13 protein-coding genes and 1 riboswitch are annotated in these 12,661 nt (G+C 73.5%); of the genes, 7 read left to right on the top strand and 6 right to left on the bottom strand.

What is annotated here, in order from left to right; translation table 11 throughout:
* The first annotated feature begins 262 nt into the window (after positions 1 to 262).
* A complete protein-coding gene (locus AC07FK_RS06500; RefSeq protein ID WP_479103133.1) occupies positions 263 to 1,771 on the top strand; it encodes a phytoene desaturase family protein in 1,509 nt (502 codons plus the stop codon).
* Positions 1,772 to 1,811: 40 nt separating this feature from the next.
* Here AC07FK_RS06500 and AC07FK_RS06505 read toward each other — a convergent pair whose 3' ends face one another.
* From AC07FK_RS06505 to AC07FK_RS06530, 6 genes are all read right to left on the bottom strand, one after another.
* Complete coding sequence (locus AC07FK_RS06505) at positions 1,812 to 2,621, bottom strand: hypothetical protein (RefSeq protein WP_479103135.1); 810 nt, start codon at positions 2,619 to 2,621, stop codon at positions 1,812 to 1,814.
* 51 nt (positions 2,622 to 2,672) lie between these two features.
* The gene (metF, locus tag AC07FK_RS06510; protein ID WP_479103137.1) at positions 2,673 to 3,590 is read right to left on the bottom strand and encodes a methylenetetrahydrofolate reductase [NAD(P)H]; all 918 of its coding nucleotides are present in this window, start codon (positions 3,588 to 3,590) and stop codon (positions 2,673 to 2,675) included.
* A 135-nt stretch (positions 3,591 to 3,725) separates the two neighbouring features.
* A complete protein-coding gene (gene thiE / locus AC07FK_RS06515) occupies positions 3,726 to 4,403 on the bottom strand; it encodes a thiamine phosphate synthase (RefSeq protein WP_479103139.1) in 678 nt (225 codons plus the stop codon).
* A gap of 77 nt (positions 4,404 to 4,480) precedes the next feature.
* Positions 4,481 to 4,846 (bottom strand): Rv2175c family DNA-binding protein, encoded by a 366-nt coding sequence (locus tag AC07FK_RS06520; protein WP_028811436.1) that lies wholly within the window; start codon positions 4,844 to 4,846, stop codon positions 4,481 to 4,483.
* A gap of 68 nt (positions 4,847 to 4,914) precedes the next feature.
* Complete coding sequence (locus AC07FK_RS06525) at positions 4,915 to 6,117, bottom strand: NAD(P)/FAD-dependent oxidoreductase (protein ID WP_479103917.1); 1,203 nt, start codon at positions 6,115 to 6,117, stop codon at positions 4,915 to 4,917.
* Positions 6,118 to 6,195: 78 nt separating this feature from the next.
* Positions 6,196 to 6,546: an avidin-fold protein gene (locus AC07FK_RS06530; protein WP_479103141.1), complete on the bottom strand. Its 351-nt coding sequence runs from the start codon at positions 6,544 to 6,546 to the stop codon at positions 6,196 to 6,198.
* Between the two features lie 91 nt (positions 6,547 to 6,637).
* Positions 6,638 to 6,751: riboswitch (TPP riboswitch) on the top strand.
* Here AC07FK_RS06530 and thiO point away from each other — a divergent pair.
* The 6 genes from thiO (at position 6,748) to AC07FK_RS06560 (ending at position 12,643) form a co-directional block, all read left to right on the top strand.
* Positions 6,748 to 7,941 carry a glycine oxidase ThiO gene (thiO, locus tag AC07FK_RS06535; protein ID WP_479103143.1) on the top strand — a complete coding sequence of 398 codons (1,194 nt, stop codon included), beginning with the start codon at positions 6,748 to 6,750 and terminating at the stop codon, positions 7,939 to 7,941. It overlaps the preceding riboswitch by 4 nt.
* On the top strand, positions 7,938 to 8,138 hold the full coding sequence (thiS, locus tag AC07FK_RS06540; RefSeq protein ID WP_479103145.1) for a sulfur carrier protein ThiS: 201 nt from the start codon (positions 7,938 to 7,940) through the stop codon (positions 8,136 to 8,138). Before thiO ends, thiS begins: the two co-directional genes overlap by 4 nt.
* 4 nt (positions 8,139 to 8,142) lie before the next feature.
* On the top strand, positions 8,143 to 8,937 hold the full coding sequence (locus AC07FK_RS06545; protein ID WP_479103147.1) for a thiazole synthase: 795 nt from the start codon (positions 8,143 to 8,145) through the stop codon (positions 8,935 to 8,937).
* A 117-nt stretch (positions 8,938 to 9,054) separates the two neighbouring features.
* Positions 9,055 to 11,016, top strand: a complete 1,962-nt coding sequence (gene pknB / locus AC07FK_RS06550; protein ID WP_479103149.1) for a Stk1 family PASTA domain-containing Ser/Thr kinase — start codon at positions 9,055 to 9,057, stop codon at positions 11,014 to 11,016.
* A gap of 57 nt (positions 11,017 to 11,073) precedes the next feature.
* A complete protein-coding gene (locus AC07FK_RS06555) occupies positions 11,074 to 11,949 on the top strand; it encodes a deoxyribonuclease IV (protein WP_479103151.1) in 876 nt (291 codons plus the stop codon).
* 85 nt (positions 11,950 to 12,034) lie between these two features.
* A complete protein-coding gene (locus AC07FK_RS06560) occupies positions 12,035 to 12,643 on the top strand; it encodes a DUF4396 domain-containing protein (protein ID WP_479103153.1) in 609 nt (202 codons plus the stop codon).
* The last annotated feature ends 18 nt before the right edge of the window (positions 12,644 to 12,661 follow it).

Here is a 12,661-nt window from a genome sequence, read left to right on the forward strand (position 1 = left end):
CCCGCTCCGGCAGGGGAGCCGCGCCGCTCCGCCGCCCCGTGTCGGCGGTGCGGGCGCCGCGCCCCTTCCGTGGTCCCCACTCTTCCGTCCGCGCAGGTGGCAGCCCATCCGCGCAGCTACTCATCTCGCGTACTAGGTACGGATACTCACACCTGGGTGCCCCACCCCAGCCGCCCCGGACGGCGGCTGGTGACGAGCACGTCCGCTCCCGTACTCCCCGGCCACCGCCGGACTGTCAGTGGCGGCCGATAAAGTCCCTGGCATGGCACGGATTGTGGTGATCGGCTCGGGGATGGGCGCGATGGCGTCCGCCGCCCGGCTCGCCGTCGCGGGCAACCGCGTGGCGGTGTACGAGCGCGCGGCGACGTACGGCGGAGCGCTGGGCAGGTACGAACGGGACGGCTTCGTCTTCGACACGGGGCCGGGCCTGCTGCACCTGCCCGCCGTCTACCGGGACCTGTTCGCCAAGACCGGCAAGGAGTCGCTGGAGCAGTGCGTCGAGCTGGTCCCCGTGGACCCGGCGAGCCGCCACCTCTTCGCCGACGGTACGGACGTCTCGTTGCCCAACGCCTCCCGGGCGGGGATCGTTTCGGCGCTCGACGCGGCGCTCGGCTCCGGTGCCGGCGAACGCTGGGGCGCGTTCCTGAACCGGGCGCGCGACGCCTGGGACCGGACCAGACGCCCGCTGCTGGAAGAACCGCTGTGGCCCGACTGGCAGGTGCTCGGCCGTGACCCGTATCCGTCGGTGCGCGTGCGCAGGATGCTGCGGCGCGACCGGCTGGCCGCCACCGTCGCCGAGATCGGCGCGTGGGAGCTGGCCGAGCCCCGGCTCGCCGCCCTGCTGGACGGCCACGCCCTGGCGTACGGGCTCGATCCGCGCACCGCGCCCGCTGCCGCCGCCGTGCTGCCGTACATGGAGCAGACCTTCGGCAGCTGGTACGTGCGCGGCGGCATGCGGGAGCTGGCGCGGGCGCTGTACGGGCGGTGCCTGGCCCGGAAGGTGGAGTTCTCCTTCGGCGCCGAGGTCGTCGCGGTCACCGAGAAGGACGGCCGGGCGGCGGGCGTGGAGCTGGCCGACGGCACGGTCGCCGCAGCGGACTCGGTGGTGTTCGGAGGCGACCCGCGTCTGCTCGCCGGCATGACGCCGGGGCGCGAGGTGTGGGCAGCGGGCGACGTCGCTCCGGGGCCCGTTCCGCCGGGCCGGCTGACGCTCCTCCTCGCGCTGCGCGGCGGCCGCCCGGAGGGGACCGCCCACCGGACCGTGGTCCACTCCCCCGACGCGGGCGCGGAGGCGTCGGCCGCCTTCGCCGGGGAGCACACCGAGCGCCCCACCGTCACCGTGCTGCGTCCGGACGACCCGCTGACCCGCCCGGACGACGCCCACGAGGCCGTCACGCTCACGGCGACCGTCGCGGCGCAGGGGCCCGTCGACTGGACGGACGCAGCGCGCGTCGCGCGCTGCGCCGACGCGATGACGGATGCCGCCCTCGCGGCCGTGCCCGACCTGCGCGAGCGCCTGCTGTGGCGGGAGGTCCGCACTCCGGCCGACAGCGCGGCCGAGACCGGGGCTCCGGGAGGGGCCGTGCCGCCGCCCTCGCTGGCGGGCGGGGGAGGCCGCCTGCTGCACCCGGCCAACAGCACGCGGCTGCCGGGCCTCCTGCTGGCCGGAGGCTGGGCCCACCCCGGCGGCGGGCTGGCGCACGCCGGGATGTCCGGGGCTCTGGTGGCGGGGCTCCTGGTCGAGGGAGAGAGCTTCCGCGGCTCTCAGTAGGAACGGCGGGGCAAAGTCCGCCGAGCGCGGCGGACCGGGATCAGTAGCGGTACTGCTCGTTGTAGCCGGTGGCGTCGTAGCCGCTCGGGTACGGGGCCTGGGCCTGCTGCTCGCCGCCGAAGGGCTGCTCCCCGTCGCGCTGCTGCGGGACCCAGACCCCGCCGGGCGGCGTGTCGTTGCCGTAGTGCTGCGCGCCGTAGTCCTGGCCGGCGTACTCGTCCTGCCCGCCGTACTGCGGCGTCACGTACGGCTGCGTGCCGATGTACGGGTCGGAGTAGGCGGCGTACTGCTGCTGATCCGCCGGGTAGTCGTACGGGCCGCCGTACGTCTCCTGGTGCGGCTGGTCGTAGCCGGAATAGGTGTCGTAGCCGCCGCCGTAACCGGCCGCGAAGGCCTCGTTCGGCGACTGCTGCTGGGCGGCGTAGGCCGCCACGTCGTACACGCCGTACTGCCCGGTCTCCTCGGGCACCGGCTGCGTCGGGGCGTACACCGGCTCGGCGGGGGCGACCGGTTCGTACTCGAGGTCCGACACCTCCAGCGTCGGCTCCTGCTCGACGGGCCGGGCGCCGCGCTTGCGGCGGCGGCTCTCGCCCGGCTTGCCGCCGATGGCCCAGCCGGTCGAGAAGCCCCGGCGGAACGACAGCGTGACGTACGTCTGGCCGATCGCGAAGGCGACGGCGCCGCCCGCGATCACGAACACGGACGGCATCAGCACGCCGAGGACCACGCCCATGAACCCGGCGAAGGCCAGCAACCGCCATCTGAGGCGCGCCTTGTACTGCAACAGCACTTCGCCGAGCAGCCACAGTGCGACCACCCCGAACGCGATGTAGAGGACCGCCCAGCCCATGCCCGCCCCTCTCCTACGGCCGCCGCCGTGGAGGGTGGCGGGTACGGCCGGTCAGGACTGCTCGTGCAGTCCGAGATTCTCGTAGATCTCAAGCGTCGCCGTGGAGTTGTTGAGCGTGATGAAGTGCAATCCGGGTACGCCCTCGGAGAGCAGCCTCGCGCAGAACTCCGTGGCGAACTCGATGCCAATGGAGCGTACAGCGGCTGGATCGTCCTTGACGGCGAGGATCCGCTCTTTCACGGCGGGCGGGAAGTGCGCGTTGCTGAGCTGGGGGAGCCTGTCGAGTTGTCTGACACCGGTCACGGGCATGACCTCGGGGATGATCGGCGTCTCGCAGCCGGCCGCCGCGACGCTGTCGCGCAGCCGGAGGTAGTTCTCCGGATCGAAGAACATCTGCGTGATCGCGTAGTCGGCGCCCGCGCGGCACTTGGCCACGAAGTGCGCGATGTCGGTGTCCCAGTCGGTCGAGCGCGGGTGCATCTCGGGGAAGGCCGCGACGCCGACGCAGAAGTCGCCGGAGTCCTTGATGAGCCGCACCAGGTCGGCGGCGTACCGCACGCCCCGGGGGTGCTCGACCCACTCGCCCATCGGGTCGCCCGGCGGGTCTCCGCGCACGGCGAGGATGTTCCGGATCCCGGCGTCCGCGTACTGGCCGATCATGTTGCGCAGTTCGGCGACGGAGTGGTCGACCGCCGTGAGGTGCGCGACCGGGGTGAGCGTGGAGTCGGAGGCGATCTGCTCGGTGGCGCCGACCGTGCCGGCCCGGGTGGATCCGCCCGCCCCGTACGTCACGGAGACGAAGTCCGGGGCCACGGCCTCGACCCGGCGCAGCGCGTTCCAGAGGTTCCGCTCACCCTTTTCGGTCCTGGGCGCGAAGAACTCGAACGAGTACGTCGTTTTGCCGGTCGCGAGCAGATCACGCACGGTGGGTGCGTGATCCGTCCTGGTCGAAGCTGTGCCAAGGGCCATACCCGCAGGTTAACGAGGGCTCGGCGAGGACCCAACAATAGAGGGTATTTTGTCCATATTGCCGGATTATTGTCCACCTGTCGGACAGCCGTGGACACTCCTGGACGTCGGCGGGCGCCGGCCGGCGGACGGTGGTCAGGCGCGGGCCCGGACCCTCTTGGCGAGGGCCGCGGCGGCGGCGGCCGGGTCGTCGGCCTCGGTGAGGGCACGGACGACCACGACCCGGCGGGCCCCTGCGTCCAGCACCTCGTCGAGATTGCCCGCGTCGATGCCGCCGATCGCGAACCACGGCCGTTCCTGGCGCAGCCCGGCGGCGTACCGGACGAGGCCCAGGCCCGGCGCGTACCGGCCCGGCTTGGTGGGGGTGGGCCAGCAGGGGCCCGTGCAGAAGTAGTCCACGCCGGGCTCCGCCACGGCCGCGTCGACCTCGGACTCGCCGTGCGTGGAGCGGCCGACGAGGATGCCGGAGCCGAGGATCGCCCGTGCGGCGGGGACGGGCAGGTCGCCCTGGCCGAGGTGCAGCACGCCCGCGCCGATGGCGTGGGCCACGTCGGCGCGGTCGTTCACCGCGAGCAGTTTGCCGTGCCTGCGGCAGGCGTCGTCGAAGACCTGGAGGTGTTCCAGCTCCTCACCGGCCTCCATGCCCTTGTCACGCAGCTGGACGATGTCCACGCCGGAGGACAGGACGGCATCCAGGAACTCCGGGAGGTCGCCCTGCCGCTTGCGGGCGTCCGTGCAGAGGTACAGCCGGGCGTCGGCGAGCCGCTCGCGCGCGGCAGCGCCGTCCATGGGCAGGGAAGTGGACGCGGGCATGGTGGTGTCCCCCCGGGTGGTGGGCGGTGTACGGACCGGTGAGGGCCCGTACACCGCGTCGGTTGTCTCGGCAGTGGTCAGACGGCGAGCGCCTGGGCGCGCCGCTTCACCTCCGTGCCGCGATTCTCACTCAACGCCTGCGCCGGGGTGCCGGGCAGGGTCGGGTCGGGGGTGAAGAGCCACTCGAGCATCTCTTCGTCGGAGAAGCCGTCGTCCCTCAGGAGCGTCAGGGTCCCCGCGAGGCCCTTGACCACCTTGTCGCCGTCGATGAAGGCGGCAGGCACCTGGAGCACCCTGTTCTCTCCGCGCCGTACGGCGATCAGCTGGCCTTCCTTGACCAGCTGCCGGACGCGCGTCACCTCGACATCGAGCTTTTCCGCGATGTCGGGGAGGTTGAGCCAGGCGGGGACGAGAGCATCGATCTTTGCGTCAATCTCGGTCACGGGACAAGCCTGCCACCTGGGACTGACAGTCGGTAGTCGGGGCCTGCCGTCCGGGCCGCGGCGCCCGCCTAAAGGGTGGCGGACTTGAGCGGGACGGACGGATCGGCGGCCCGCTCCGGGTCCAGCCGCGCGCCCGACGCGATGAGCCTGCGGCCCTGGGCGAGGTCGCGCGGGCGCGCCACGGTGAGCAGCCCGACGAGCGCCCCCTCGCGCAGCCAGCACACCGACCACGCGTCGCCGGCCGGGTCGCCGCGCCGCACCGTGGTGTCGGCGTGGGCGTGGTGGCCGGCGTACTGCACGAACCGGCCGAACTGCTCGGACCAGAAGTACGGGACCGGGTCGTACTCCTTCGGCGTCGGTCCCATGATGTTCGCCGCGACCGTGTGCGGCCCCTGGAGCGCGTTGTCCCAGTGGTGGACGAGCAGGCGCTCGCCGAAGCGGGCGGAGGGGAAGGAGGCGCAGTCCCCGACGGCGTACACGTCGGGACGCGAGGTGCGCAGATGGGCGTCGGCGGTGACGGAGCCGTCGGGGCCGAGCGCGATGCCGGAACCGGCGAGCCAGGCCGTCGCGGGCCGGGCGCCGATGCCGACGACCACCGCGCCGGCCGCGATCCGCCGGCCGTCGGCCAGGACGACCGTGCCCGGCTCGACGTGCGCGACGCGCGCGCCGGTGAGCAGCTCGGCGCCGCTCTCGGCGTACCAGCCGGCCATGGGAGCCGCGGCGTCGGCGGGCAGCGTGCCCGCGAGCGGCCGGTCGGCGGCCTCGACGACGGTCACCGCGCAGCCCGCCTCGCGGGCGGCCGTGGTGAACTCCGCGCCGATCCAGCCCGCCCCGACGACCACGATGTCGTGCTGCCGGTCGAGTACGGGCCGCAGCCGGGCGGCGTCGTCGAGGGTGCGCAGGAGGTGGACGCCGGGCACGCCCTCGGCGCCGGGCAGGGTGAGGGGCAGCGCTCCGGTGGCGACGACCAGGACGTCGTACGGGACCGGGCCCGAGGGGGTGTCGATCTCGTGCGCGCCGGGGCGCACACCGGAGACTTCGAGCCCCAGGCGGAGCGTGATGCCGAGCACCTCGAAGTCGACGTCGAAGGCCGACCCCTCGGCGTGGCCGAGCAGCACCGCCTTGGACAGCGGCGGCCTGTCGTACGGCTGGTGCGGCTCGGCGCCGATCAGCGTGACGGGCCCGGTCCAGCCCTGCTCGCGCAGCGCCACGGCGGTCTGCACGCCGGCCATTCCCGCGCCGACGACGACGGCGTGCCGCTCTGTCTGCATCTGCTCGCTCACCAGGTCACTCTAGGACGGCGCGCCCCGCCGCCCGGAGGGCCGGTCCAGGAGATCTCTGACACACCGTCACACGACGGACCGCGGCAGCTCCTCGACGACGCTCGTGCCGCTGCCCTCCTGCGACTCCCACACCCACGTCTCCTCCAGCCGTACGCGCCCGTCGGGCAGCCCGACGACGGTGGACGCGCAGCGGCCCGACGAGGTGGTGCCGTCGTGCTTGAGCTGGACGTAGCGGAAGTCCAGCGCGTCGCCCTCCCGGGTGCCGACGAGGTGGCCGCGCACGACGTCGCCGCCCGCGTACTCGGCCCAGATCCGGCCGTCCTGTTCGTGGTACGTGAACCGGGTCTGCGTGCCCACCTGACCCGGGGCCTGGTCGGCCACCGGGGAGAGGACGAGTCCGTCGAGCGAGCGGGCCACAGCTGTTGCTCCCTTACAGGGCGTCGGGGCCGGGCGTTAGGGTGGCCACCGTACTGTCGGCGTCCGGGGAAGATCCACGGGCCCCCGGCAGGCGCAAACTCGCGGGAGTCCGGGCGTACCGGGCTGAGAGGGAGGCTGAGCGGCCTCCGACCGTACGAACCTGATCCGGGTCATGCCGGCGAAGGGAGGGGCTGGACGCCCATGTCGCGTACATCAGACGTCCTCGTAATCGGGGGCGGAATCATCGGCCTGGTCACGGCGTGGCGAGCCGCGCAGCGGGGGCTGCGCGTCGCCGTCGCGGATCCGGAGCCGGGCGGCGGGGCCGCGCGGGTCGCGGCCGGAATGCTCGCCGCCGTCACCGAACTGCACTACGGCGAGGAGACTCTGCTCGGGCTCAATCTCGCGTCCGCCGCGCGCTACCCCGGCTTCGTCGCGGAGCTGGAGGCGGCGAGCGGGCAGGGCACCGGGTACCGCGCGTGCGGCACGCTGGCCGTGGCGCTCGACGCGGACGACCGCGCCCACCTGCGCGAACTCCACGCCCTCCAGCGCCGCTCCGGCCTGGAGTCGGAGTGGCTCACCGGGCGCGAATGCCGTCGCCTGGAGCCGATGCTCGCGCCGGGCGTGCGCGGGGGCCTGCGGGTCGACGGCGACCACCAGGTCGACCCGCGGCGGCTGGCGGCGGCCCTCCTGACGGCCTGCGAGCGCGAAGGGGTGGTCTGCCACCGCGTCCGGGCGCAGCGGCTCTCCGTGATACGGGAGCGGGCCGTCGGGGCCGTGCTGGCGGACGGCACGGAGCTGGCGGCGGACCAGGTGGTGCTCGCGGCCGGCAGTCTCAGCGGGAGGCTGGCGGGCGTACCGCAGGACGTGCTGCCGCCGGTACGGCCGGTGAAAGGGCAGGTGCTGCGGCTGACCGTGCCGCGCGCGTACGCGCCGTTCCTGAGCCGGACGGTGCGAGCGGTGGTGCGGGGCAGCCACGTCTATCTCGTGCCGCGCGAGAACGGCGAGCTGGTCGTCGGCGCGACCAGCGAGGAGCTCGGCTGGGACACGACGGTCACCGCGGGAGGCCTGTACGAACTGCTGCGCGACGCGCACGAGCTGGTCCCCGGGATCACCGAACTGCCGCTGACGGAGACCCTCGCGGGGCTGCGCCCGGGCTCCCCCGACAACGCCCCGCTGCTGGGGCCGACCGCGCTCGCGGGGCTGCACCTGGCGACCGGGCACTACCGCAACGGGGTCCTGCTCACGCCGGTCACCGGTGACGCGATGGCCGCCGTGCTGACCGGCGGGGAGCTGCCGGCCGAGGCGCGCCCGTTCAGCCCGCTGCGGTTCGCGCCCCCCGCGCCGTCCGCCTCTCCCGTTCCCCCCGCCTCCGTACCGCAGGAGCAGCCCGCATGACCGTCTCCGTGAACGGCGAGACCCGTGAGGTCGCCGCCGGTACGACGCTGGGCGCGCTCGTCGCGACCCTCACGAGCGCCTCTTCGGGGGTCGCCGCCGCCCTCAACGAAACCGTCGTACCGCGCGGGCGGTGGGACTCCACCGCGCTCGGTGACGGCGACCGCATCGAAGTCCTCACCGCAGTCCAGGGAGGCTGAACCCATGGCCGACGACGTTCTGACCATCGGCGACACGACGTTCTCCTCACGCCTGATCATGGGAACGGGCGGGGCGCCCAGCCTCGACGTGCTGGAGCGCTCCCTGGTGGCGTCCGGGACGGAGCTGACGACGGTAGCGATGCGGCGGCTGGACCCGAGCGTCCAGGGATCGGTGCTCTCCGTTCTGGAGAAGCTCGGCATCCGGGTGCTCCCCAACACCGCCGGCTGCTTCACGGCGGGCGAGGCGGTGCTGACGGCGCGCCTCGCGCGGGAGGCGCTCGGCACGGACTGGGTGAAGCTGGAGGTCGTCGCCGACGAGCGCACGCTGCTGCCCGATCCGATCGAGCTGCTGGACGCGGCGGAGACGCTGGTGGACGACGGCTTCACCGTGCTGCCGTACACGAACGACGATCCCGTGCTCGCGCGGAAGCTGGAGGACGTGGGCTGTGCGGCGATCATGCCGCTGGGCTCGCCGATCGGGTCCGGCCTCGGCATCCGCAACCCGCACAACTTCCAGCTGATCGTGGAGCACGCGCGCGTGCCGGTCGTGCTCGACGCCGGGGCGGGTACCGCGTCGGACGCGACGCTGGCGATGGAGCTGGGGTGCGCGGCCGTGATGCTGGCGTCGGCGGTGACGCGCGCGCAGGAGCCGGTGCTGATGGCCGAGGCGATGCGGCGCGGGGTGGAGGCGGGGCGGCTGGCGTACCGGGCGGGGCGCATTCCCCGGCGGCACTTCGCCGAGGCGTCGTCGCCCGCGGCGGGCAGGGCGGTGCTGGACCCGGAACGCCCGGCGTTCTGACCCCGCCGGCCACCGCACGGGGGCCGCTCGCGGCGGTGCGTCACAGCTCCGCTGCAATGCGGCCCCCGGCGCCCCGCGGCCGCAGGACCTGTCAGCGGCGGCTCGTAGACTCGCTCCGTGGATACGACCCTTCAGGACCCGCTCGTCGGGCACGTGCTCGACAGCCGCTACCGCGTCGATGCGCGCATCGCCGTCGGCGGCATGGCCACGGTCTACCGGGCCGTCGACACCCGGCTCGACCGGGTGCTCGCCCTCAAGGTGATGCACCCCACGCTCGCCGCGGACGCCTCCTTCGTCGACCGGTTCATCCGCGAGGCCAAGTCGGTGGCCCGCCTCGCGCACCCGAACGTGGTCGGCGTCTTCGACCAGGGCACGGACGGGTCGTACGTCTACCTCGCGATGGAGTACGTGGCCGGGTGCACCCTGCGCGACGTGCTCCGCGAGCGCGGCGCCCTCCAGCCCCGGGCGGCGCTCGACATCCTGGAGCCCGTACTCGCCGCGCTCGGCGCCGCGCACCGCGCCGGCTTCGTCCACCGGGACATGAAGCCGGAGAACGTCCTGATCGGGGACGACGGCCGGGTGAAGGTCGCCGACTTCGGTCTCGTACGGGCCGTGGACACCGTCACCAGCACCACCGGCTCCGTCCTCGGCACCGTGTCGTACCTCGCGCCCGAGCAGATAGAGCACGGCGCCGCCGACACCCGCGCCGACGTGTACGCCTGCGGGGTCGTGTTCTACGAGATGCTGACCGGGGCCAAGCCGCACACCGGCGGCACCCCCGCGCAGGTGCTCTACCAGCACCTCCACGAGGACGTGCCCGCCCCCTCCGCCGCCGTCCCCGGGCTCCCCCTGGAACTGGACGAACTCGTCGCGGGCGCGACCGCGCGCAACCCCGAGATCCGTCCGTACGACGCGGTGGACCTCCTCGCACGGGCCAGGGTCGCCCGCGCCGCGCTCACCGACGGACAGCTCGACGCGATGCCGCCGCAGGGCCGCGCCGCGGCGGTGCACGACAGCGCCGAGGACCGTACGAGCGTGATCCCGCGCGCCGTCGGGAACGGGACGCCGGCGCCGGGCGTGACCGGCGCCGGCGGCCCGGACGAGCCCCTCAACCGCACCAGCCGCCTCCAGATGTCCCCGGACGTGCCGCCGGGCCCGCGCCGGACAGGCCCGCGCCGCGCTCTCGCGCCCGGGCGCGGCGTGTACGCCGTCGTCGCCGCCGTCCTGCTCGTGCTGGGGGTCGGCACCGGGGTCTGGTACATCAACTCCGGGCAGTTCACCCACGTCCCCCCCGTCCTCGGTCAGACGGAGAAGGCGGCGGTCAAGCGGCTTTCCGCCGAGGGGCTGGACGTGAAGAAGGTGCGGCGCGCGTACAGCGACACGTACGAGCGCGGCACCGTCATGGACAGCGATCCGGCCTCCCGCGCCCGCATCCGGGACAACGGCTCCGTCACGCTGGTCGTCTCGCGCGGCCCCGAGACCGTGAAGGTCCCCGACGTCGGGGGGCTGCCGCTCGCCAAGGCCAGGGCGGAGCTCAGGAAGGCCGCTCTGGCCCCCGGCATCGTCACCAGGACGTTCAGCGAGGACGTGCCGCAGGGCTCCGTCGTGAGGACGGACCCGCGCGCCGGTGTCGAGCGCCACCCGGACTCCGCGATCGCCATCCTCGTGAGCAGGGGTTCCCCCGTCGTCATACCCGACGTGGTCGGTGAGAGCCTGCGGGACGCGACCTCCGCGCTGGAAGAGGCGGGGCTCACCGTGAAGGTCGCCTCCGGCCGGGTCACCTCGCCGCACGAGGCCGGATCGGTCGCCGAGCAGTCGGCCTCCGAAGACGACAGGCTGGCCAAGGGCGACACCGTCACGCTGACCGTGTCCAAGGGGCCGCGCATGCTCCCGGTGCCCGACGTCGTCGGTGACAGCCTCGACGAGGCGAAGCGCGCGCTCCAGGACGCGGGCTTCGAGGTGGAGGTCGACCGGCCCTTCCTCTCCTTCAGCGACGAGATCGCCGCCCAGTCGGTCGAGGAGGGCGACGAGGCCCCGGAGGGCAGCACGATCACCATCAGGACCAAGGGCGGCCTGTAGCCGCCCGGGGGGCCGGTGGGCCGGAAGGGAACACCGGCCCTGGCATCCTTGAGGGCGATGAGCAACGCACCTTTCCCCTCCCGCAACCCCGTCGGCGGCCACGTGCCGGTGGCCGGCGGCCTCGCCGCCAACGGCCTCGCGTACGCCCGTGAGATGGGCGCCGAGGCCGTCCAGGTCTTCGTAGCCAACCCGCGCGGCTGGGCGACGCCCACCGGAAATCCGGCCCAGGACGAGCTGTTCCGCGTGGCCTGCGCCTCCGAGCGGATACCGGCGTACGTCCATGCCCCGTACCTGATCAACTTCGGCTCGCACACCGAGGCGACCGTCGAGAGGTCCGTGGAGTCACTGCGGCACTCGCTCCGGCGCGGCCGCGCGATCGGCGCCCTGGGCGTGGTCGTGCACACCGGCTCGGCGACCGGCGGCCGGCCGCGCTCCGAGGCGCTCGCACAGGTACGCACGCATCTGCTGCCGCTGCTCGACGAGCTGACCCACGACGACGACCCGTTCCTGCTGCTCGAGTCCACGGCCGGGCAGGGCTCCTCGCTCTGCTCACGGACCTGGGACTTCGGCCCGTACTTCGAGGCGCTCGACGCGCACCCCAAGCTCGGCGTCTGCCTCGACACCTGCCACATCTACGCGGCCGGGCACGACCTCGCGGGGCCCGGCGGCATGAAGCAGACGCTGGACCTGCTGGTGGACACGGTCGGCGAGGGCCGGCTCAAGCTGATCCACGCCAACGACTCCAAGGAGGGCGTCGGCGCGCACAAGGACCGCCACGAGAACATCGGCTCCGGCCACATCGGCGACGAGCCGTTCCGCGAGCTGTTCTCGCACCCGGCGACCGAGGGCGTGCCGCTGACGATCGAGACGCCCGGCGGCAAGGAGGGGCACGCGGCGGACGTGGCGCGGCTGAAGGAGCTGCGGGACTTCTGAGCACTTCCGAAAACCGTCAAGGAATACCCCCAGTGGGTATATGGTTCCGGCCGTAGAGGCAGGAACCGCTACCGGGGGGCTCACCATGCAGCACGACGCACACGCGCACGACACGCACCACGGCCACGAGGGGCACGAGGTTCACGCGACGGACGGCGCCCACGAGGCGTATGCGGGTCACGCGACGCACGGAAACCACGGGACGCACGCGGACCACGACACCCACGCCCACCACACCGGCCACACCGGCCACGGCAAGGTCAGCTGGTCGATGGCCGCCCGGGCGACGCTCCACTGCCTCACCGGCTGCGCCATCGGCGAAGTGCTCGGCATGGTCATCGGCACCGCGCTCGGCTGGGGCAACATGTCGACGATGATCCTGGCGATCACGCTGGCCTTCTTCTTCGGTTACGCGCTCACCCTGCGCGGCATCCTCAAGGCCGGCGTCGACTTCCGGACCGCCTTCCGGGTCGCCCTCGCCGCCGACACCCTCTCCATCGCCGTGATGGAGCTGATCGACAACGGGATCCTGGCCCTCTGGCCCGGCGCCATGGACGCCCATCTCACCGACGCGATGTTCTGGGGCGTACTCGCCTTCGCGCTCTTCGCCGCCTTCGTCGTCACCACACCCGTCAACAAGTGGATGATCGGCCGCGGCAAGGGCCACGCCGTGGTCCACCGGTACCACCACTGACCGACGGAGCCCGTGCCC

It is taken from the genome of Streptomyces sp. NPDC046122, assembly GCF_056429965.1.

What these genes read in the sequence shown, in the direction of transcription:
- thiO (WP_479103143.1), top strand. Translation starts at nt 6,748, where the DNA reads ATGTCGCGTACATCAGACGTCCTCGTAATCGGGGGCGGAATCATCGGC.
- metF (WP_479103137.1), bottom strand. Translation starts at nt 3,590, where the DNA reads ATGGCCCTTGGCACAGCTTCGACCAGGACGGATCACGCACCCACCGTG.
- AC07FK_RS06555 (WP_479103151.1), top strand. Translation starts at nt 11,074, where the DNA reads ATGAGCAACGCACCTTTCCCCTCCCGCAACCCCGTCGGCGGCCACGTG.
- AC07FK_RS06560 (WP_479103153.1), top strand. Translation starts at nt 12,035, where the DNA reads ATGCAGCACGACGCACACGCGCACGACACGCACCACGGCCACGAGGGG.
- AC07FK_RS06500 (WP_479103133.1), top strand. Translation starts at nt 263, where the DNA reads ATGGCACGGATTGTGGTGATCGGCTCGGGGATGGGCGCGATGGCGTCC.
- thiS (WP_479103145.1), top strand. Translation starts at nt 7,938, where the DNA reads ATGACCGTCTCCGTGAACGGCGAGACCCGTGAGGTCGCCGCCGGTACG.
- AC07FK_RS06505 (WP_479103135.1), bottom strand. Translation starts at nt 2,621, where the DNA reads ATGGGCTGGGCGGTCCTCTACATCGCGTTCGGGGTGGTCGCACTGTGG.
- AC07FK_RS06545 (WP_479103147.1), top strand. Translation starts at nt 8,143, where the DNA reads ATGGCCGACGACGTTCTGACCATCGGCGACACGACGTTCTCCTCACGC.
- AC07FK_RS06525 (WP_479103917.1), bottom strand. Translation starts at nt 6,117, where the DNA reads ATGCAGACAGAGCGGCACGCCGTCGTCGTCGGCGCGGGAATGGCCGGC.
- thiE (WP_479103139.1), bottom strand. Translation starts at nt 4,403, where the DNA reads ATGCCCGCGTCCACTTCCCTGCCCATGGACGGCGCTGCCGCGCGCGAG.